Source organism: Alcaligenes faecalis (genome assembly GCF_009497775.1).
Lineage (GTDB): Bacteria > Pseudomonadota > Gammaproteobacteria > Burkholderiales > Burkholderiaceae_B > Alcaligenes > Alcaligenes faecalis_D.
On record NZ_CP031012.1, the window covers coordinates 547,258 to 567,180 of the forward strand.

General features: G+C 55.4%; 21 protein-coding genes and 1 tRNA gene. 12 read left to right on the forward strand and 10 right to left on the reverse strand.

What is annotated here, in order from left to right:
* Positions 1-13: 13 nt before the first annotated feature.
* On the forward strand, positions 14-556 hold the full coding sequence (locus DUD43_RS02505) for a carboxymuconolactone decarboxylase family protein (RefSeq protein WP_086059849.1): 543 nt from the start codon (positions 14-16) through the stop codon (positions 554-556).
* A 64-nt stretch (positions 557-620) separates the two neighbouring features.
* Here DUD43_RS02505 and DUD43_RS02510 read toward each other — a convergent pair whose 3' ends face one another.
* Complete coding sequence (locus tag DUD43_RS02510; RefSeq protein ID WP_153229019.1) at positions 621-932, reverse strand: monooxygenase; 312 nt, start codon at positions 930-932, stop codon at positions 621-623.
* Between the two features lie 166 nt (positions 933-1,098).
* Here DUD43_RS02510 and DUD43_RS02515 point away from each other — a divergent pair, with 166 nt between their 5' ends.
* From DUD43_RS02515 to DUD43_RS02535, 5 genes are all read left to right on the forward strand, one after another.
* Positions 1,099-1,983 (forward strand): EamA family transporter, encoded by an 885-nt coding sequence (locus DUD43_RS02515; protein WP_153229020.1) that lies wholly within the window; start codon positions 1,099-1,101, stop codon positions 1,981-1,983.
* Between the two features lie 93 nt (positions 1,984-2,076).
* Entirely contained in the window at positions 2,077-3,981 is a 1,905-nt protein-coding gene (gene htpG, locus DUD43_RS02520; protein WP_153229021.1) for a molecular chaperone HtpG, read from the forward strand.
* A 422-nt stretch (positions 3,982-4,403) separates the two neighbouring features.
* Complete coding sequence (locus DUD43_RS02525) at positions 4,404-6,635, forward strand: TonB-dependent receptor (protein WP_228125879.1); 2,232 nt, start codon at positions 4,404-4,406, stop codon at positions 6,633-6,635.
* A 98-nt stretch (positions 6,636-6,733) separates the two neighbouring features.
* Positions 6,734-7,414 carry a Fe2+-dependent dioxygenase gene (locus DUD43_RS02530; protein ID WP_153229023.1) on the forward strand — a complete coding sequence of 227 codons (681 nt, stop codon included), beginning with the start codon at positions 6,734-6,736 and terminating at the stop codon, positions 7,412-7,414.
* Positions 7,415-7,435: 21 nt separating this feature from the next.
* On the forward strand, positions 7,436-8,548 hold the full coding sequence (locus tag DUD43_RS02535; RefSeq protein WP_153229024.1) for an alpha-hydroxy acid oxidase: 1,113 nt from the start codon (positions 7,436-7,438) through the stop codon (positions 8,546-8,548).
* Here the strand turns inward: DUD43_RS02535 and ampD are convergent.
* The 3 genes from ampD to DUD43_RS02550 are packed head-to-tail and all read right to left on the reverse strand — an operon-like array spanning position 8,539 to position 10,271.
* Positions 8,539-9,171: a 1,6-anhydro-N-acetylmuramyl-L-alanine amidase AmpD gene (gene ampD / locus DUD43_RS02540; RefSeq protein WP_153229025.1), complete on the reverse strand. Its 633-nt coding sequence runs from the start codon at positions 9,169-9,171 to the stop codon at positions 8,539-8,541. The two genes, DUD43_RS02535 and ampD, sit on opposite strands and share 10 nt — an antisense overlap.
* Before the next feature lie 4 nt (positions 9,172-9,175).
* The gene (locus tag DUD43_RS02545) at positions 9,176-9,427 is read right to left on the reverse strand and encodes a PP0621 family protein (protein WP_153229026.1); all 252 of its coding nucleotides are present in this window, start codon (positions 9,425-9,427) and stop codon (positions 9,176-9,178) included.
* Entirely contained in the window at positions 9,420-10,271 is an 852-nt protein-coding gene (locus tag DUD43_RS02550; RefSeq protein ID WP_009463240.1) for a cytochrome C assembly family protein, read from the reverse strand. The genes DUD43_RS02545 and DUD43_RS02550 overlap by 8 nt, the downstream gene beginning before the upstream one ends.
* A gap of 103 nt (positions 10,272-10,374) precedes the next feature.
* Here DUD43_RS02550 and ffh point away from each other — a divergent pair, with 103 nt between their 5' ends.
* Entirely contained in the window at positions 10,375-11,799 is a 1,425-nt protein-coding gene (ffh, locus tag DUD43_RS02555; protein ID WP_153229027.1) for a signal recognition particle protein, read from the forward strand.
* A 102-nt stretch (positions 11,800-11,901) separates the two neighbouring features.
* Here ffh and lysM read toward each other — a convergent pair whose 3' ends face one another.
* From lysM to trmB, 4 genes are all read right to left on the reverse strand, one after another.
* Entirely contained in the window at positions 11,902-12,345 is a 444-nt protein-coding gene (gene lysM / locus DUD43_RS02560; protein WP_153229028.1) for a peptidoglycan-binding protein LysM, read from the reverse strand.
* A gap of 130 nt (positions 12,346-12,475) precedes the next feature.
* Positions 12,476-12,676, reverse strand: coding sequence for a sulfur carrier protein ThiS (thiS, locus tag DUD43_RS02565; RefSeq protein WP_060186249.1), 201 nt, complete (start codon positions 12,674-12,676; stop codon positions 12,476-12,478).
* Positions 12,677-12,718: 42 nt separating this feature from the next.
* Positions 12,719-13,666: a prolyl aminopeptidase gene (gene pip, locus DUD43_RS02570; RefSeq protein WP_153229029.1), complete on the reverse strand. Its 948-nt coding sequence runs from the start codon at positions 13,664-13,666 to the stop codon at positions 12,719-12,721.
* The gene (gene trmB, locus DUD43_RS02575; RefSeq protein WP_153229030.1) at positions 13,663-14,430 is read right to left on the reverse strand and encodes a tRNA (guanosine(46)-N7)-methyltransferase TrmB; all 768 of its coding nucleotides are present in this window, start codon (positions 14,428-14,430) and stop codon (positions 13,663-13,665) included. The genes pip and trmB overlap by 4 nt, the downstream gene beginning before the upstream one ends.
* Before the next feature lie 202 nt (positions 14,431-14,632).
* On the opposite strand from trmB, the gene DUD43_RS02580 reads away from it, so the two are divergent.
* Both DUD43_RS02580 and DUD43_RS02585 read left to right on the forward strand, forming a co-directional pair.
* Positions 14,633-14,706 (forward strand) — tRNA-Gly (locus DUD43_RS02580).
* A gap of 330 nt (positions 14,707-15,036) precedes the next feature.
* Positions 15,037-16,074 (forward strand): DUF72 domain-containing protein, encoded by a 1,038-nt coding sequence (locus tag DUD43_RS02585; protein ID WP_153229031.1) that lies wholly within the window; start codon positions 15,037-15,039, stop codon positions 16,072-16,074.
* A 101-nt stretch (positions 16,075-16,175) separates the two neighbouring features.
* Here DUD43_RS02585 and DUD43_RS02590 read toward each other — a convergent pair whose 3' ends face one another.
* A complete protein-coding gene (locus tag DUD43_RS02590) occupies positions 16,176-16,808 on the reverse strand; it encodes a cysteine hydrolase family protein (RefSeq protein ID WP_153229032.1) in 633 nt (210 codons plus the stop codon).
* A gap of 285 nt (positions 16,809-17,093) precedes the next feature.
* Between DUD43_RS02590 and DUD43_RS02595 the strand changes: the two genes are divergently transcribed.
* The 3 genes from DUD43_RS02595 (at position 17,094) to DUD43_RS02605 (ending at position 18,901) form a co-directional block, all read left to right on the forward strand.
* The gene (locus tag DUD43_RS02595; RefSeq protein WP_194273433.1) at positions 17,094-18,041 is read left to right on the forward strand and encodes a helix-turn-helix domain-containing protein; all 948 of its coding nucleotides are present in this window, start codon (positions 17,094-17,096) and stop codon (positions 18,039-18,041) included.
* 245 nt (positions 18,042-18,286) lie between these two features.
* Positions 18,287-18,697 (forward strand): hypothetical protein, encoded by a 411-nt coding sequence (locus DUD43_RS02600; RefSeq protein ID WP_153229034.1) that lies wholly within the window; start codon positions 18,287-18,289, stop codon positions 18,695-18,697.
* Positions 18,698-18,901 carry a helix-turn-helix transcriptional regulator gene (locus tag DUD43_RS02605; RefSeq protein WP_153229035.1) on the forward strand — a complete coding sequence of 68 codons (204 nt, stop codon included), beginning with the start codon at positions 18,698-18,700 and terminating at the stop codon, positions 18,899-18,901. It abuts the gene before it with no gap.
* A 137-nt stretch (positions 18,902-19,038) separates the two neighbouring features.
* Here DUD43_RS02605 and DUD43_RS02610 read toward each other — a convergent pair whose 3' ends face one another.
* On the reverse strand, positions 19,039-19,812 hold the full coding sequence (locus tag DUD43_RS02610; RefSeq protein ID WP_153229036.1) for an SDR family oxidoreductase: 774 nt from the start codon (positions 19,810-19,812) through the stop codon (positions 19,039-19,041).
* Positions 19,813-19,923: the final 111 nt, after the last annotated feature.

Genomic DNA, 19,923 nt, shown 5'->3' on the forward strand with positions numbered 1-19,923 from the left:
CCAGGAGATCATCATGTCCCGTCTTACATTGCCTGAAGTTGCCCAAGCTCCCGCCGCCAGCCAGCCTGCCTTGCAGGAAATTCAAAAAGCCTTTGGTGGCAGCGTGCCTGCCATGTTCCGTATGGTGTCCAATTCGCCCGCCGCCTTGCGCAGCATGTGGGGCTCCTTCGGCGCCTTTGCCGGTGGCAAGCTGGGTGCGAAACTGGGCGAGCAACTGGCTGTTGCCATTGCTGACCGCAATCGTTGCGAATACTGCCTGGCTGCCCACAATGTGCTGGGTGCCAATGCCGGTCTTAGCCCAGAGACACTGGCTCAGGCCCAGCGTGGTCAGTCGGATGACCCGCGTACCGCAGCCGCTTTGAAATTTGTGCTCAAGCTGGTGGATCAGCGTGGGCAAGTCTCGGCCGCCGATGTGCAAGCCGTGCGCGATGCCGGTTTTTCTGAAGGTGAGGTGGTGGAGCTGGTCGGTGTGACTGCCTTGAACTTGTTCACCAACTACATCAACAATGCGCTGGAAGTGCCGGTGGATTTCAAGGCTGTTGAGCTGACTGCCTAAACACCGAAGGTAGAGCCCGCCTGTTGATGGACAGGCGGGCTTTTTTGCGTCTGTTGATTTTGTTTTATTGGGCCGACAAGGGGCCGGCGTTAATGGCTGTCAGCGGCTGGTTCACATTAAAAAAACGAGCATCAATGCCGCTGATGCCAAAGCTGTTGAGCCGCTTGCTGTGCATGTCCAGATAAGCCTGTGCGCTGGCTTTATCCTTGAACAGATACACGCCGCCTGCTTTGGACTGCTCCTTGTTTTCTGTCCAGATTTTCCAGATCAGGCCCGGCTCCAGGCAGATGGATTGCGCCAGTTCTTGCATGGCTTCGCTCATCTCTGAACCCCAGGGGCCGGGGTAGGGAAAATCAACATACAGCAGGGTGCTCATGATCGGCTCCATATCAAAATACGTGCCGAACATCATACCTTGATGTTTGAATTGTCCAGTACTGTCTCTTATTTGTCATGGGACGTTGAAGGCGCCGTGATTGGCTGGCTTCACCCAGGAAGGGGGCGTATAGTTTTTCTTTTGCTATTTGCTGGTGGAAGCCCTCATGTCCTGGACCGCTTTGTTGTTGGTGGTGTGTGCTGCGTTCATTCATGCGGGTTGGAATCTGCTCTCTAAACGGGCCGCCATGGCAGGGGCGCATTTCGTATTTGCGTACTCCTTTTTTGCCATCCTGTTTTATTTCCCCATCATGCTGTGGGTGGTTTTTACGCAAGGCAATATGCCTTGGACTAGCGAAACCATTACGTGTTTGTTACTAAGCGCCTTGCTGCATATGGGCTATAGCCTGAGCCTGCAAAAAGGTTATCAGGTGGCCGACCTGTCGGTGGTGTATCCGATTGCGCGCGGCACTGGCCCCATGCTCTCTTCTATTGGTGCCTTCATCCTGCTGGGCGAGCCGGTGCGGCCTTTGGGTGTGCTGGGCATCTTGCTGGTGGTGATGGGGATTTTGCTGATCGCCACGCAAGGCCATCTGCGCCGTTTCTTCAGCCCCGCTGCCTTGACCGGCGTGCGCTGGGGCATGCAGACAGGGATTCTGATTGCGGCCTATACCGTGGTGGATGCTTATGGCGTCAAAGTCTTGCTGATCTCGCCGTTTTTGCTGGACTGGTTCAGCAATGTGCTGCGTCTGGGCATGCTGGCTCCCTTCATTGCCAAGCGTGGGCGTGAAGGCTTCGTCAAACTTAAACCTTATTGGAAACTGGCGGCGGCCGTGGGCCTGCTCTCGCCCATGTCCTACATTCTGGTCTTGCAGGCTCTGAGCATGGGGGCGCCCCTGTCCATGGTGGCCCCAGCCCGTGAAATGTCCATGATGGCCGGCACCATACTGGGCATGGTGGTGCTGCGTGAGAAAGCCAATGCCTGGAGTTTGCTGGGCTGTGCGGTAATGATCAGCGGGGTGATTGCCCTGACTTCCGGCCCGGCTGTCTGATTGCTCTCTTGAAATATTCGGGGCCGTCCCTATCTGTCTTCAATAGGGCGCGCCCCGGCGCGCGGCAATCAACCCATTTTTTGCTTTTTCACCATGAGCCAGACTGACACTGCGAATACGTCCGAAACCTTGGGTTTTCAGGCTGAAGTCAAACAATTACTGCATTTGATGATTCACTCCTTGTACAGCAACAAGGAGATTTTCCTGCGTGAGCTGGTATCCAATGCGTCGGATGCCTGTGACAAACTGCGCTTTGAGGCCATCGACAATCCAGCCCTGCTGGAAGGCGAGCCAGAAATGCGTATCCGTGTGGAGTTCGACAAGGAACAGCGCACGATCACCCTGTCCGACAACGGCATTGGCATGTCGCGTGATGAAGCCATCGCCAACCTGGGCACTATTGCTCGCTCGGGCACCAAAGAATTCTTCTCCCAACTGACGGGCGACAAGCAAAAAGACACCCAGCTGATTGGTCAGTTTGGCGTGGGCTTTTACTCCTCCTTTATCGTTGCCGACAAAGTGTCCGTCCTGACACGCCGTGCCGGTGGCGATCAGGAAGCCGTGCTGTGGGAATCCGCCGGTGAAGGTGAATTCACCATTGCCGCCGCTGAAAAAGCCGAGCGCGGTACGACGATTACCCTGCATCTGCGTGAAGGCGAGGACGATTTCCTGGACGGTTGGCGCTTGCGCAACGTGCTGCGTCGCTACTCCGATCACATCTCCTTGCCCGTGCAAATGCGCAAGGAAGAGTGGGACGAAGAGAAGCAGCAGCAAGTCAAGCAGGACGAATGGGAAAGCGTGAACCAGGCCAGCGCCTTGTGGACACGCTCCAAGTCGGAAATCACCGATGAGCAGTACCAGGAGTTCTACAAGCACATCGCTCACGATTACGAGAACCCTCTGGCCTGGACACACAACCGGGTCGAAGGCCGTAGTGAATACACCCAGCTCTTGTTCGTTCCCAAGCAGGCTCCTTTCGATCTGTGGGATCGTGATGCCCGCCGTGGCGTGAAGCTGTACGTGAAACGCGTGTTCATCATGGACGACGCCGAGCAACTGCTGCCTGCCTACCTGCGCTTTGTGCGCGGTGTGATCGATTCAGCCGACCTGCCGCTGAACGTCTCGCGTGAAATCCTGCAAGAAAGCCGCGATGTGCGTGCTATTCGTGAAGGTAGTGCCAAGCGCATCCTGTCCTTGCTGGAAGATCTGGCCGAGAACCAGCCCGAGCAATACGCCGAGTTCTGGAACCAGTTTGGCCAGGTACTGAAAGAAGGCACCGGCGAAGACATGGGCAATCAGGCCCGTATCGCTGCCTTGCTGCGCTTTGCGTCCACGAATCAGGAAGGCTCGGCTCAGACCGTGTCTCTGAACGATTACATCGGTCGCATGAAAGAAGGTCAGGATAAGATCTACTACGTCACCGCTGACACCTTTGCTGCTGCGTCCAACAGCCCGCATCTGGAAGTGTTCCGCAAGAAAGGCATCGAAGTGCTGCTGATGTCCGACCGCGTGGACGAGTGGATGCTGTCCTACCTGCGCGAATTTGAAGGCAAGCAACTGGTGTCCGTGGCCAAGGGCGGTCTGGATCTGGATTCGCTGGCAGACGAGGAAGAAAAGAAGCATCAGGCCGAAGTGGCTGAAACCTTCAAGCCTCTGGTCGAGCGTCTGCAAGCCACGCTGGGCGAGAAGGTCAAGGAAGTGCGCATTACTGCACGTCTGGTCGATTCCCCCGCTTGCGTGGTGGTTGATGCCAACGAACTGAGCCCGCACCTGCTGCGTATGCTGCAAGCCGCTGGTCAGGAAGCCCCAGAAGTTAAGCCGATTCTGGAAATCAACCCGGAACACGCTTTGATCGCCAAAGTTCAGGCGGCTGACGACGAGGCTTTTGGTGAGTGGGCTCAACTCTTGCTGGAACAAGCCATGCTGGCCGAAGGTGCCGCATTGCAAGATCCCGCCAGCTTTGTGAAACGCGTGAACCGTTTGCTGTTGAATTTGTAAGCCTGAAGCTTGCTGGCTTTGCCTTAAGGTGGAGCCAGCAAGCTGTCAGTGTAATGGCCTCTATCTTGATTTGTAAGATAGGGGCTTTTTTGCGCCTGTTGAAAGACCATTACAGGTAGAAGCGAGAACATGGCAGGTAAGTAGAAGTTAAATTGCTAAGCGATTTTTTATTTTTTGTCCATCTTAATGAGAATTGATCGTAATACGATGCGTGAACGCCACACTGTGGACAAAAACAAGCTGATTTTTAGCTGAATTTAAGGAAATCGTAAGATTTGGATAGACTTCATAATAAGAATGATTGATATTACGGTCTCCTATTAAAAGCACTTATCTGGCAGTGAAACACCGCTAACACGCGCGATTGGCCCTGCTTTGATCGCCCTGCCTGGAAAAGTGATACCTACCACATGGAGCTGGTGATGTCGTTCGTTTCCCCTTTGCCGCCTCGTCGTTTTGCCGAGACGGTCTTGTCTGCTGCTCTGTTTGCGGCCCTGACGAGTCCTGTTATTGCTCAAACTGCCCATCCAGGCGTGACAGAATTGCAGTCGATTAAAGTTCAGGGCTCGGTGGACGGCACTGGCATTGATGGTTATCAGGCTAAGCGAGTGCAGTCTAATAAAGTGACTGCTCCGTTGCTGGATACGCCGCGCACGATCATGGTGATTCCACAGGAAGTGATTCGTGATCGTGGGGCTTCTTCGTTGCAGGATGTTCTGCGTACTACTCCCGGTATTACGCTAGGTTCTGGGGAGGGGGGAACTCCAACGGGAGATCGACCTTTTATCCGTGGTTATGAAGCCAGTACCGATATTTTTATTGATGGCTTGCGTGATTACGCACGAGGCAGTCATGACACCTTCAACTTGGAGTCGGTGGAAGTCTTGAAGGGCCCCAGCTCGGCCTTTGGTGGTCGAGGTGGTACAGGCGGTAGCATCAACTTGCAGACCAAGAAGCCCAAGTTAAGCGACTTCTTTGAAGTTTCCGCTGGAGTGGGCACTGACTCGCAGTATCAAATGCTTGTGGATGGAAACTACGCTTTTACAGACAGCTCCGCATTTCGTTTGAACATGATGCGTATGGGTGGCGACATGCCCGGGCGTGATGGGGTAGAGATTGATCGCTGGGGTATTGCTCCATCTATCGCATTCGGCCTGGGTACTCCTACACGGGTGGTGTTGAGTTACTCCCATGTTGAGAACCGTGATACGCCTGATTGGGGTATCCCGTTTGTAAACTCCAAGACGGACCGTAATGAACCGTTGACGGTCGATCGGAATAATTTTTATGGCCGTAGCAAAGTCGATTACCGTAAAAATATCTTTGATACAGCGACAGTGGATGTTGAACACGATATCAATGACCGTTTGACGGTACGTAACGTGACTCGTTATGGAAAAAGCCTGAACGAATACTTGTATACACGCCCATCTTTTGATAACTGCGCTGACCCAGGTCGACGTAACGCAGTTTCAAAAATTACCCCTTCTTGTTATACAGAGGGCCCAGAGTTGGAGTTTGTGCGCCAGAATCGTGCTCGTTGGCGCGAGAGTGAATCGCTCATCAACCAGACAGAGATATTTGGTCAATTTAATACAGGGGCGATCCAACACGAGTTCATTGCAGGTCTCGAGTTCAGCAAAGAGGAAATTTACTCGCGCGATACTTTACCGGGTATGGATGGGCCAAAATTTGATTACGATAGTTTTTGGAATCCCAACCATAATCGTAGCTACAACCGCAACTTGGCGTTTGGCTCCAAGTACAAGGATGGCAGCCTGCGTAACTCGTCGCTCTTTTTCCTGGATACGATTCATTTGAATGAACAGTGGTTGCTCAATGCCGGTATCCGATACGACAGTTTCAAGGTTAATGACGATAAGAATGGCTTAAGCCGCAAAGACAATATGTTTAACTATCAGGCCGGGATTGTGTATAAGCCCCTGCCTAATGGGTCGATTTACTTGTCCTACGGCACGTCCAGTAACCCTTCAGGTGAAAACCTAGGACAAGCTGGTGGAGCGGATGGTCCTGCTGGCGCTGCCCAAGTTCGCGATTTGAAACCAGAGCGTAGTCAGAGCTGGGAGTTAGGTACCAAGTGGGATGTAGCGGGTGATCATCTCTCTCTGACAGCCGCAATTTTTGAGACTGAGAAAAAAGATGCGAGATCCCATGCGGGAGACAACGAAACGGTGACCTTGGGTGGTCAAAATCGAGTGCGTGGTTTGGAGTTGGGAGCAACAGGCGCAATCACGCCTAAATGGAGTGTGTGGGCGGGTTACTCTTATCTTGATCCGAAGGTACTGAGCTACAACAACGCTGGCAATGTTTATGACGGTAAACAGATCAAGTTCATTGCCAAGCACAATGCCAGCTTGTGGACTACTTATAAAGTGCTTCCACAGTGGACGGTTGGTGGCGGTGTGACTTATGTGGGCTCACGATTTGTCGATGATGCCAATTCGCTACGTTTGCCTTCTCATACCGTCTATGATGCGATGGTTTCGTACGATGTCACGAAGCACTTTAATCTGCGTTTGAACGCTAATAATCTTTCAAATGCCCGGATGTATGATGCGTCTCACGTTGGTATTTTCGCTAACGTAGGCCCAGGTCGATCGTACATGCTGAATGCGACTTACCGCTTCGAGTAAGTTGCGCCTTGTAGTGTAAATTCAGATGGGCCGCCTTTTGGGGCGGCCTGTCTGTTTCTTGCTTAGCCTTGTATTCCTTTTGTTCTGGCAGGTGCCCCATGCTGATTACTATCCCTGACGTTCTGAATGCTGAACAGTTGCGAGACTGTCGCCAGGCCCTGGAACAGGCGCAGTGGGAGGACGGGCGCACGACAGCGGGCTATCTGGCCCAGCACAGCAAACGGAATCTGCAATTGCCTCTGGATGCTGCCGTGTCTCGCCAGATGGGGGAGTTTCTGATGCACGTACTGGGTCAGCACAGTGGCTTTATTGCCGCTGCCTTGCCTCTGCGCATGCTGCCACCACGCTTTAATCGTTACGAGGGTGGCGGGGAGTACGGCAACCATATTGATAACGCGATTTTTACCGTTCCCGGTACGGCTCAGCGCCTGCGTACCGATGTTTCCACAACCCTGTTTTTCAGTGATCCCGACGAATATGAAGGTGGAGAGCTGATTATCGAGGATGTATACGGTACTCAGTCCATCAAGCTGCCCGCAGGGCATATGGTGGTGTATCCCGGTACCAGCTTGCATCGAGTCCAGCCTGTCACTAAAGGGACGCGTTATGCCTCCTTCTTCTGGACGCAAAGCATGGTGCGCCACGCGCATCAACGCAAATTGCTGTGGGAGCTGGATCAGAGCATTCAGCAACTGGCCAAGCAGAATGCGGATGCCCAGGAGCTGTCTCGCCTGACGGGGATTTATCATAATTTGCTGCGTGAATGGAGCGATGTCTGATCGCCTGGAGCTTGATTGACCATGTCCCAAGAACGACTGCCCCCACTCAGTAATATCCCGGCTCAGATTGCCTGCCTGAGGGATTATGAACCCTATGCCCGTCAGCGTATGCGTGTGCAGGACTGGGCGTACTTCAGTGCAGGGGTGGCGGATGAACTGACCTTGCAAGACAACCTGGCCAGCTTTGGGCGCTGGGGTTTATGGCCCGCTGCTTTAAGCAAGTTTGATCAGCCCTCAACCCGCTTGACGCTGCAGGGGCAGTCTATGGACTACCCGATTCTTCTGGCACCCGTGGCGTATCAGCGCTTGGCTCACACTGAAGGTGAATTGGCCAGTGTGCTGGGTGCAGGTGCGATGGGGGCGACCAGTGTAATCAGCATGCAGGCCAGTCATTCCTTTGAGGAGATCGCTGCACAGGCCCATGCTCCTTTGTGGGCGCAGTGGTATTGGCAAACGGATCGCGCATTTACGCTGGAGTTAATGGGGCGGCTTGAAGCGGCGGGTTATGCCGCGCTGATGCTGACGGTGGATGCTGCGGTGAATGGTGTGCGTAATCAGGAGCAGCGTGCGGGCTTTGCCTTGCCTGAGGGCGTGGACGCTGTGAATCTGCGGGGTGCTCCCAGGCAGCAGGCGGTTTTAGGCGCAGCAGGCACCAGCCCTTTATTTGGCAGTGGTTTGTTAAATACAGCGCCGACTTGGGATGATCTGGCCTGGTTGGTGCAGAACAGTCCTTTGCCTGTTTGGGTGAAGGGAGTCATGCGGCCCCGTGACGCTCAGCAAGCCCTGGATAGGGGAGTTGCCGGGATTGTTGTGTCCAATCATGGGGGGCGAACTTTGGATGGTGCGCCCGCTTCTGTGGACGTATTGGCACAGGTTTGTCAGGTCGTGCAGGGCAGGGTGCCGGTCTTGGTGGATGGCGGCATTCGACGCGGAACAGATGTGCTCAAGGCATTGGCGCTTGGTGCAAGCGCCGTGATGATCGGCCGTCCCTATATATACGGTCTAGCTGCCGCAGGAGCGGCTGGTGTGGCGCATGTTCTGCATATTTTGCGGGCAGAACTGGAAGTGGCGATGGCTCTGACGGGTTGCAATACCTTGGCCGATATTGGCCCTGAGCTACTTTATCAGCCCTGATCTGGCGCTGCTTGTGGCTTGGGTTCCAGCTCTTGCTCCGGCAAGGTCTCTTTGGGCCAGCCATGCTCGCGCTTCACCCGTTTCCAATCAAAGAACGGCCCCGGATCTGTCTTGCGTCCAGGGGCGATATGTTCGTGACCACGTACCGCGCGCAGGTTATGGCGCATACGCAGGGCGCGGCTCAGTCGGGATAGCTCTCGATACTGCGCTTCTGTAAAAGGCTCGAAATCGCTGCCTTCCAGCTCAATACCAATAGAGAAGTCGTTACAGCGCTCGCGGTCTTCAAAGCGCGACACACCCGCGTGCCAGGCGCGGCGGGTCGTAGGCACAAACTGAATGATGTGGCCTGTGCGCTGGATCAGAAAGTGAGCCGACACCTTCAGGTCCCGGATGTTCTCGAACCAGGGGTGGGCGCTGATATCCAGCTTGTTCTGGAAGAAATCCCGAATATAAGGCCCGCCAAACTCTTGCGGCGGCAGGCTGATATTGTGCAGCACCAGCAGGGTCGGGGTGTCGCCCTCGGGGCGGTCATCCTGATTGGGTGACAGGGCGCGCAGGACATTGGCATGAGGTTTCAGCCAGCCCTGGCGGTCCAGGTCGTAAGCGTGGTGCATGCGGGCCATGGCGTTAACTGCGCGGGCCGCGCTTGGCGTGTTCCAGGCTGCACCAGGTGTGATGATTGCTCATCAAGGCTTCGGAGCGTGGCAGATAAATGCCACAGTGCGCGCAACGGACCATTTCTTCAGCCGTGCCTTGCTTGCGGGGAGGCCGCATGGTCGGGTTGGGTGGGTTGCGTTTGCGGGCCTTGTTTTGCGACACGATGCGGGCAATGATCATGCCCGCCAAGATGACGACAACCCAAAATAAGACTTTACCCAATTTTCCCTCGTTGCAAGATGACGTCCAGTACAAAGTGGCTGCCTGTATAGGCTAGCAGCAGGAAGGCAAAACCGGCCAGGGTCCAGCGCAAGGCAACGCGACCACGCCATCCATACTGTTTTCGACCCCATAATAAGCCACCAAATGTAACCCAGGATAGCAAGGTAAAGACAGTTTTGTGGTCGGCGGGCAAAAATTTACCGTCTATCGCCATGGAGACGGCGGCACCGCTCAGGATCGTGAAGGTCAGAATCACGAAAGAGACGCGGATCAGGCGAAACAGCAGCTCTTCCTGCACCAGCAGGGGCGGCATGGTGTCCAGCACCCGGCTGAACAAACCGCGTTGCTCCTGATGAAGAATAGGGCGGTGCAACTGGCGGTCCAGCGCCGTCATCAAGACGGCATGCAGGGCAGCCACGGTGCTAAGCCCATAGGCAACCAGTGCAATCATCAAGTGAATGCGCAGCCATTCATTGCCCACGTGGTTGACGATATGGCCTTCGGGGAAGGCCATGGCCAGCAGGCTGACGATTGTGGCTGCAGGCAGTAGAATGAGCAGCAGGCTGTCCAGACGCAGATACAGGCTTTGGAACCAGAACACCACCATGCCCAGCCAGATTGCCGCTGACAGGGCCAGCGCCCAGCTCAGATGCAGCCCCTGGGGCAGCACAATAGTCAGCAGCAGGCCCGCTCCGTGCACAATGATGGCGCAGAGCAAGGCCACCCGGCTGGGGGCGTTCAGTACGGTTCGGGTGCTGCCGCGAGTCAACGGACGCCATAGCGAGATCGACAGCACGATGTACGCCAGTGCGGCGAGCAAGTGAAATACAATACTTGCAGACATAAGTCCCGGATTTCCTGAAAAACGGTACGGGGCGTACCTCAAGTGGCCATTTTATTCTTATTCGTAGACCACACGATAACCTAGTTTAAGCGAACCCAGTCCTATGTTTGAAAATCTGACCCAGCGTATGTCGCGTGTGGTGAAAACCATGCGCGGGCAGGCTCGTCTGACCGAATCCAATACTCAGGATATGTTGAGGGAAGTGCGTCTGGCTTTGCTGGAAGCGGACGTGGCCTTGCCCGTCGTGCGCGATTTTGTTGCACGGGTCAAAGAAAAGGCACTTGGCGTTGAAGTTGCCGACAGCTTGAATCCTGGCCAGGCACTGGTGGGGGTTGTCCACCAGGAACTGACCAATCTGATGGGCGCAGACCTGGGCGATAACGCCAGCGAGCTGTCCCTGGCGGCTCAGCCTCCCGCCATTATTCTGATGGCCGGTCTGCAAGGTGCGGGTAAAACTACCACTACCGGTAAGCTGGCCAAATGGCTGAGCGAAGGCGGCCACGTTCAGCACGGCCGTAAAACGGGCAAGAAAAAAGTGCTGGTGGTCAGTGCTGACGTCTACCGTCCTGCCGCTATCGAGCAGCTGAAAACCGTTGCCGCCCAGGTAGGCGTCGAGTTCCTGCCCTCCGATCCCAGCCAGAAGCCTGCCGACATTGCCCGCAATGCCCTGGACCACGCCAAGCGTCATCACTTTGATGTGCTGATTGTCGATACGGCCGGTCGCCTGGGTATTGACGAAGAAATGATGCGCGAGATTCGCGCTCTGTACGATCTGTTGAACCCCATCGAAACCCTGTTCGTGGTGGATGCCATGCAGGGTCAGGACGCGGTGAACGTCGCCAAAGCCTTTGCTGACGCCTTGCCGCTGACCGGTGTGGTGCTGACCAAGCTTGACGGTGATGCTCGTGGTGGTGCCGCCTTGTCGGTGCGCCATGTCACCGGCAAACCGCTGAAGTTTGTGGGTGTGTCGGAAAAACTGGATGGCCTGGAGCCATTCCACCCCGAGCGTATGGCTCAGCGCGTGTTGGGCATGGGTGACATCATCTCCCTGGTGGAACAGGCCCAGCGCAATATCGACATTGCCGATGCGCAAAAGATTACCGACAAGATCAAGGCGGGCGACAAGTTCGACTTGAACGACTTCCGTGACCAGCTACAGCAAGTTAAAAAGCTGGGCGATATGGGCTCCTTGCTGGAAAAACTGCCCGCGCAGTTCTCCCAGGCGGCGTCCCAGTTGCAAGGCGGCCAGGCAGAGCAGCAATTGCGTCGCACCGAAGGTATCTTGAACTCCATGACCCCGGCCGAGCGCGCCAAGCCTGAATTGCTCAAAGCCTCGCGCAAACGTCGTATTGCGGCAGGCTCTGGCGTGCCAGTGCAAGAGGTCAACCGCTTGCTGAATCAGTTCGAGCAAATGCAAGGCATGATGAAGCAGATGAAAAAAGGCGGCATGGCCAAAATGATGCGCGGCCTGGGCGGTATGGGCGCCTTGAAAGGACTGGCTGGTAAGGGCTTCAAGGGTTTCCGTTAAGAAACCGCAAGAGACTAGCGGGCGCTGCTTGATCGGTGCCTGGTGGTTTCAGCCAAGAAAAAGCCCGCTTGAAGCGGGCTTTTTTGCAATCTGGCAGGCTGATTACAGCGCCGGAATACGCAGTACCTGACCAGGGTAAATCTTGTCAGGATGGCTGAGCATAGGCTTGTTAGCTTCAAAAATAACGGTGTATTTCGCACCGTTGGCCTTGCCGTAGTTGGTTTCAGCAATTTTCCACAGGGTGTCGCCTTTCTGTACGGTGTACATGGTGGCTTCGGCGGAAGGCTGAGCAACGCTGAGCTGGTTGTCGACTTGGGAGACACCGAGGGTATTGCCCAGTGCCAGCACAATTTTTTCGGCTTGTTCGGTGGAGGCAGCCTGGCCGCTAACCGTGACTTTGTCGCCATCAACCGCCAGATTCAGACCGTCGGCGGAAAGTTGGTGTTTGGCCAGTTCTTTCTGGAGTTCGTCTGCAGTCGCTGCTTTGGCTTCATTGGCACCAAAGAGTTTTTCGCCGACATCTTTAAGAAAACTGAATACGCCCATCGCTTTGCTCCTGAAGTTAGGGTTCTATGGCTGCCTGCTTGATGGCAGGCGAGACGGCCCATTATGACCTCATTTCTGGCCGTGAAGCCGTACCGGAATGTCAGCAATTGTGCATTTTAAAGGGCGAGTATCAGCCGCCCCCAACGGCAACCACGATTTCTATGGTGTCGCCTTCTTTGATGGGGGTGCTGGCGTGCTGGCTTTTGGGCACGATGTCGCCGTTCAGTTCCACGGCGATGCGCTTGTTCTCGTAGCCCAGCTCGATAATCAGCGTGCCAACCGTGTCGGAATTTGCCAGAGTCTTGCTCTGGCCGTTCAGGGTAATGTTCATTCTTGTCTCTGGATATGGTCCGGGCAGCGCCGGACGAGTGATTCAGATGGCAAATTTCTGGGTGGCGGCCAGCAGCCGGGCCAAAATGCCGGGTTCGTCGTAGGCGTGGCCTGCGTCTGCAACCATGTGAAATTCTGCTTGTGGCCAGGCGCGATGCAGTTGCCAGGCTGTATGCGCCGGAGTGCACACATCATAGCGTCCCTGCACGATCACCCCTGGAATGCCATGCAAGCGGTGGGCGTTTTTCAGCAGCTGATCCGGCTCCAAAAAGCCCTGATTCATGAAGTAGTGGTTTTCAATACGCGCAAAAGCCAAGGCGGCCTTGTCGCTGGACTTGGCGTCCAGGTGATTCTGGCTGGGCAACAGCGTGATCGTATTGCTTTCCCATTGCGACCAGGCATGCGCGGCGCGCAGCTGTACAGCAGCGTCGTCGCCCGTCAGGCGCTTGTGATAGGCGCTAATCAGATCCCCGTGCTCTTCCTTGGGAATAGGGGCCAGATACTGTTCCCAGATGTCCGGGAACAGGCGCGAGGCGCCTTCCTGATAAAACCAGTGCAGCTCTTCGGGGCGGGCCATGAAGATCCCGCGCACAATCAATTCACTGACGTGCTCGGGGTGAGTCTGGGCATAAGCCAGTGCCAGGGTCGAGCCCCAGGAGCCACCAAAGACCAGCATCTTATCGGCTTTGAGCTTTTCCTTGCGCAGCCGCTCCATGTCCTGCACCAGATGCCAGGTGGTGTTGTTCTCCAGGCTGGCATGAGGGTAGGAGCGCCCGCAACCGCGCTGATCAAATAGCAGCACATTGTATTTTTGCGGGTCGAACAAGCGGCGGTGATCGGTAGAACATCCTGATCCCGGCCCACCGTGCAAGAAAATGGCTGGCTTACCCGCCGGGTTGCCGCAGCATTCCCAGTAGATATGGTGCCCATCATCGGTGTGCAAGGTGCCTTGGGCGTAAGGCTCTATAGGCGGGAACAGGGTAGCGCTCATTGGTCTTTCTTGGGCCAGTTCAGTTCAGGAGTAGGGGTGTCGTTGCGGGTGAAGATCAGATCCCACACGCCATGACCCAGACGCAGCCCACGGTTCTCGAACTTGGTCAGTGGACGGAAGTCAGGGCGGGGGGCGTAGCCTTCGTGTGTGTTGCTGAGCATGGGCTCGGCGGACAGCACTTCCAGCATTTGTTCGGCGTAGTTTTCCCAGTCGGTGGCGCAGTGAATGTAGCCACCGGGTTTCAGACGGCTGGTCAGCAGCTGAATAAAGGGCGATTGCACCAGACGGCGCTTGTGATGGCGCTTTTTGGGCCAGGGGTCCGGGAAGTAGATGTGAATGCCAGCCAGCGAGGCCGGGGCGATCATGTCGCGCACCACTTCCACCGCGTCATGCTGGATGATGCGGATATTGCTGATCTGGTTGTCATCAATACGCTTGAGCAAAGCGCCGACACCGGCGTTGAACACTTCCACACCCAGGAAGTTGTCGTCGGGACGAGCCTGGGCAATTTTCTGGGTGGTTTCACCCATGCCAAAACCGATTTCCAGAATCAGGGGGTTGTCATTGCCGTACAGGGTTTCGGGCTTGAGAATGCCGTCGCGATATGTCACCGACCACTGGGGCAGCAGGCGCGCCAAGGCTTGTTCCTGGCTGGGCGTAATGTGCGCACGCCGATGAACAAAGCTACGGATATGGGTCTCGCCGGAATTGCTGTTCGCGACATTGGGCGACAGCAGGGATGGTTTTTCGTTGCTGGAGGTCATGGTTGTGGCGCGGGCATCAGGAATGGCTCGCGTATCAGCTAAAAGCGGGAAAACTCTATTGTAGTGAGTCTTGCCGCCGAATTCATGTGGTGGCACGCGAAAAAGATAGGGCTGGGGCGACGCATCAAGAAAAGATCGCGCTATAATTTTCGCTTCCCCATTCGCGGGATCTTCTGCTTTAGATGCAGACCTCTCCATCAGGGCGGGTGTAGTTTAATGGTAAAACTGATGCTTCCCAAGCATCCGTCGTGGGTTCGATTCCCATCACCCGCTCCAGTTCTGCTTTGCTTCCAGCTCCCCATTTTTCTGCAACAATTTCTCAAGTCAGGCTTTGTAGCCCCTGGGATTCGGATGTACAGGTCTGCAACAGCACTGTATTTCTATTTCTTAGACGCTGGTAGCTGCTGATCCTTCAAGCGAAACTTGATACATGGAGCACCATACTTCAGGTTAACGGTGGGGGAAGCAGAAGCAATCTGGGCGGAGCTTGTTCAGGCTGTCAGTCGTTGGCGCAGCGTCGCCAAAGGGTTAGGCATGCAAAGTACGGACCTGGTGGATTTTGAGCCGGCATTTGCTTAACTTCGTTCCCATGGCACTATACCCAGCATGCAAGAAGATCTTTTCGGCGATGCCATTCCTCAGCCTCCCGCTTCAAAGCCCGCCGCTCCCTCCCGACGCAAAATCACCAAAGTCAGCCTTGCTGCTTCCGCGCTGGAGCTAAGCGATCTGGCGGCTCAGCTTCCAGAGACCTTGCGCTTCGGTGTCTCCACCTGGTCCTACCCTGGTTGGGAAGGCTTGATCTGGGATGGTGAATACGAGTCGAACATCTTGTCCAAGCACGGTCTGGAGGCTTATCACCAGCATCCTTTGATGCGTACGGTCTGTGTCGATCGCACTTTCTGGCGTCCTTTGACGGTCACGCAGTATTCCGCCTACGCCGCGCAGGTGGATGAGGACTTCCGTTTCGTCGTGAAATGCCCGTCCATGATTACGGACGCCCAGGTTCGTGACGAGCAAGGCAAGGTGCGCAAATCAAATCCGGACTTCCTGGATATTCGTCTGGCGGTAGAGCAGTTTGTGCAGCCTGCGGTCGAGGGTTTGCGTGACAAGCTGGGCGTGCTGGTCTTCCAGTTAAGTCCGCTGTCCTGGGGCTGGTTGAATCGTCCGGCAGAATTGTTCGACAAGTTGGGGCAGATGCTGGCGGCAGCGCGTGAGGCTTTGCCACAGGGGTCACAAGTGGTGCTTGCGGTAGAGGTGCGTGATCCGGAGCTGTTGACTCAAGATCTTGTCGATACGCTCAAGGCCAATGGCGCGACGTTTTGTCTGGGTTTGCACGGCAAGATGCCGCCGATTGAGGAGCAGTTGCCTGTATTGCGCGCCTTGTGGCCGGGACCCTTGGTGTGTCGCTGGAACTTGAATCGGGAGTTTGGTGCTTACGGCTATGCCGATGCTCAGAAAAAGCACACCCCGTTCGATGCCATTGTCAGCGAGGATTTGCATACCCGCACTGTGCTGGCGCGCACGATTCGTGGGATTACGGGGGCAGGGCAGGCGGCTTATGTGACGATCAGCAATGATGCGGAAGGCTGTGCGCCGCTCTCCATCCAGCGTTTGGCGCAGCTGATTGCGGCGCAAGAAAAGTAGCAGCAGGCCTTGTGAACTGATCTCCAGAAGTTGGGTAGATTACAAGGCCTGCTTGAGTGCGGAGCCTTAAGGTATACGGGCTTTGACCGTGTTCATGCCCCTTACCTGGTTTTCTGAATCAGCTCATCCGTCGTCATGACATGCGCTGTGGACACCGCCAACACCCCCAGGGTGACGCGGTGCACTTCTTCAGCCGGGATCGCCCCAAAGCCCGTATCCGGGTAGTTGTAGGTGCCGGTCGCATCAGAGATAAAAGCCACTTTGTAGCCATGGAACATGGCGTCGCGGGCTGTAGCGTGGCAGCAGTTCTCGGTGGTTACACCAGTGATTACCACCGTGTCGATCTTGCGGGTACGCAGGATGATGTCCAGGTCGGTGCCAAAGAACGCGCTGTACCGATGCTTCTTGATAACGACCTCGTCCCCCTGTGGAGCCACTTCGGGGTAGATATCAATGCCAGTCGTCTCATCGACCAGTCCCACCTGGTTTTGGATCGGAGGGTAAATTTCCCCGAACAGGCCCATATCGCAGCCGTTGCGGCGGTGGGCGTGGGCGGTGAAGATCACTTCCATGCCGGTTTTACGGGCATGGCCCAGCAGTTTTTGCAGGCGGGGCATCAGTTCCATGCCCATGGGCGTTTCCAGCGGGGCGCCGGGTGCGATGAAGTCGTTTTGCATGTCGATCACAATGACCGCCGTGCTGCCGGGATTGATTTGATCAATCTGAATAGCCATCTCATTCTCCTTTGGTCTGCTCAAGGCCGGGCGGCTGTGTATTTGGTATTGCCGCTGCCGGTGTCATAGACGCTTTTAGAGTAGAAGGATGGGGCGGATCTGGCTTGGCTGTCCGTGCCATTTTTACGGTTTTTTTGACTGTGTCTGCCATCTTTGGGGGCGCACCGGCAGGGTGCTGGGACTTGGTGTTTTCAGGGCTTGTCTGTGCTTGGGGAATGGACGTAATCTTGTTGAAAAACGATTAATCCATCGGTGCAGATAGCGCCGATTATGGAGACTGAACCTATGACAGCGATCATAGCGGTCAAGCCCGGAGACAGCTTTGAACACTGGCACGAGGTCACTTGTAGACAGTTTTCACACACCGAGTGCAGCCAGATTGCCCGACCCCAGTTTCAGGCGCGGGTCACCCTCAATAGCGTTGGTGGTTTGGGCCTGAGCAGCATCTGGTCTGCCACCCCTCAGGGGGAGGCCATACGCGTCAATAGACGGCAGGCCGATATTCGTAAGGATCAGCGCGACTGCTTCATGTTGTGGCTCATGCTGGATGGCCATATTCAGCTGAGCCAGGACGGACGCTATGTCCGCCTGGGAACGGGGGATCTGGTCCTTCAGGATCAGTCGCGGCCTTTTGATCTGGAGCTGGGGCCCTTGGCCCATGCGGCCATGGTCATGATTCCGCGCCCCTTGCTGGCAACGCGTCTGCCCTTCGTAGGGAATCTGGCTGCGCGTCGTATTGCTGCCAACTCGCGTCTGGGTCCGATGGCGGGGGCTTTGGTCAAGCAACTGCTTGGTATGGGTGAAACGGCAGAGAACGGCATGGATCAGCGTGTGACGGCTTCGGTGCTGGACATCTTTTCTGCGGTATTCGAGTCCGAAGCCTCCACGCTTTCTCTGGCCAGTCGTCAGGAGCGGCGTCTGGAACAGGTCCAGGCTTATATACGGGCGCACCTGCATGAGGACGCGCTGGATGTGGAGCAAATTGCCCGTGCTTCGTCCATGGCGACTCGCACTCTATATCGGCTTTTTGCACAAGAAGCGACAACCCCCATGCAATGGCTGTGGGAGCAGCGTTTGATCCAGAGCTACCGCTTGTTGGAGGAGGGAAAGCACAAGCGGGTGACCGAGGTGGCCATGGCTTGTGGCTTCAAGGATCTCTCCCATTTCAGCCGTCTGTTTCAGGCACGATTTGCGCAATCCCCCTCGACGCTAGGATATGTGGTCAGGTCTTGAACTTTGCATGTTCAAGCGGTTTTATATCCAGGCTGGTTGTTGTGGGGGACCAATGCGTGCGGGTACCAGCTACAAATCTTGTTTTTATGGTCAGAGCCTATAGGCCCAGATAGACCAGCCCATCCAATCGGAACGCTTGCTGGCTGACTTACTCGTTTTTCAAAAATGTAAAGTTAACTTTACTTATTGACAAGCGTTTTTGACTTCTATAAAGTCAGGTTTACTTTACATTCAAGTGTTCAAACATGCATAGCAACAGCAATTCCACTTCTGCGCCATCAGCTGGTCGCAGCTATCTGATTCGTACTTTGCTCTTTATGGGCGTGTATATCCTGGTCAATGCCTTGACCATTGTGGGGCTGTTCGACAGCCTGCTGGGTCGACCTGTTGGTTGGCTGATTGCCATTGCCGTCGCCCTGCCGGTTGCCGGGCAAGTCTGGGCTACCTTGCGCTTGATGGCGCAAAGCGATGAGTTCGTGCGGGTGATTGTGGCCAAGTGCTTTGTGCTGGCCGCCGGTGCAACTCTGACCTTGTGGACAGCCTGGGGTTTTGGGGAAACCTACGCCGCTGCGCCCCATATTCCTGCCTGGCTGATTTACCCCTTCTTTTGGGCTGTGTTCGCCCTGGTTTCACCCTTTGTCCGGACTAGCGATTAAATGAAAAACCGATTGCGTGTATTGCGGGCTGAGGCGAACTGGACGCAGGCAGATTTGGCAGAGCGTTTGGGCGTGTCCCGGCAGGCGGTGAATGCGCTGGAAACGGGCAAACATGCGCCATCCCTGGATCTGGCATTCAAGATCAGTGCCTTGTTCGAGCAGGCTGTAGAAGAGGTTTTCGAGAACCCATATCGGGAACCCTGAGCCTGAACGGGGATTGCACCCTGGATGGCACGGCGGCTTGTTGATGCCTGCTGGACATCAACAAGCGGGTGTCGAAAAAAAGCCAGTGTTCAAGCCTGAAGTAATGATCTTGCAGGCTCAGACACTGACTTGCTTTCTTACTTGGTGGTGTAACCACCGTTGATCAGAATGGTCTGGCCGGTAATCCACCAGCCATCGCTGACCAGATGACGGATAAAGGGCACCACATCTTCAATGTCTGTCAGCCCGGTCCTGGAGTAGGGCGACAGGGCGGCAGCCGTCTTGTGATAGGCCACGGCGTCCTCGCCTTCGGCTGGATAGAAGAAGGGCGTATCCATAGGGCCAGGACCTACTGCCGTCACGGAAATACCGCGTGCGCCATACTCTTTGGCAGCGGCGCGGGTGTAGTGTTCTACCGGCGCTTTGGTGCCCGCATACGCGGCGTAAAACGGGGTGAATGCACCCAGTAAGGATGTGACCAGGGTGCAGACTTTGCCATTGTCTTGCACATGCTTGCCGGCTTCTTTCAGGAAGAAAAAAGCGGTTTTGGAGTTGATGTCGCTCATCTCCTCGTACTCGGCTTCGCTGACTTCGGTCAGTGATTTTTTCAGTACCTTGCCGACCGTGTTGATGGCGATATCGGGGCGGCCAATTGCGGCGACGGTATCCTTGAACAGTTTTTCCATGGCGCTGGCCGAACGCAAGTCGGCCTGGAAGGCGACGGCTTGTGCGCCAGCGGCCTGGATGGCTTTGACGGTGGCTTCAGCATCCGCTTTGGAGCTGTCGCTGTTGTAGTGAATGGCAATGGCGCGCGCCCCTTGTTCTGCCAGGTCGCGGGCGATCAGGCCACCCAGATTCTTTGCCCCGCCTGCAATCAGAACGGTTTTACCTTTGATGCTGTGCTTTGCCATGATGACTCCTTGCTAGTGTGGGCTGCGGGCTGCAAGCCGTTTCGTTTTTCCATGATATAAGTCGCTGAAATTGTTTAAATCATCTAGTTCTGACATCATTTGTCTGAAAAA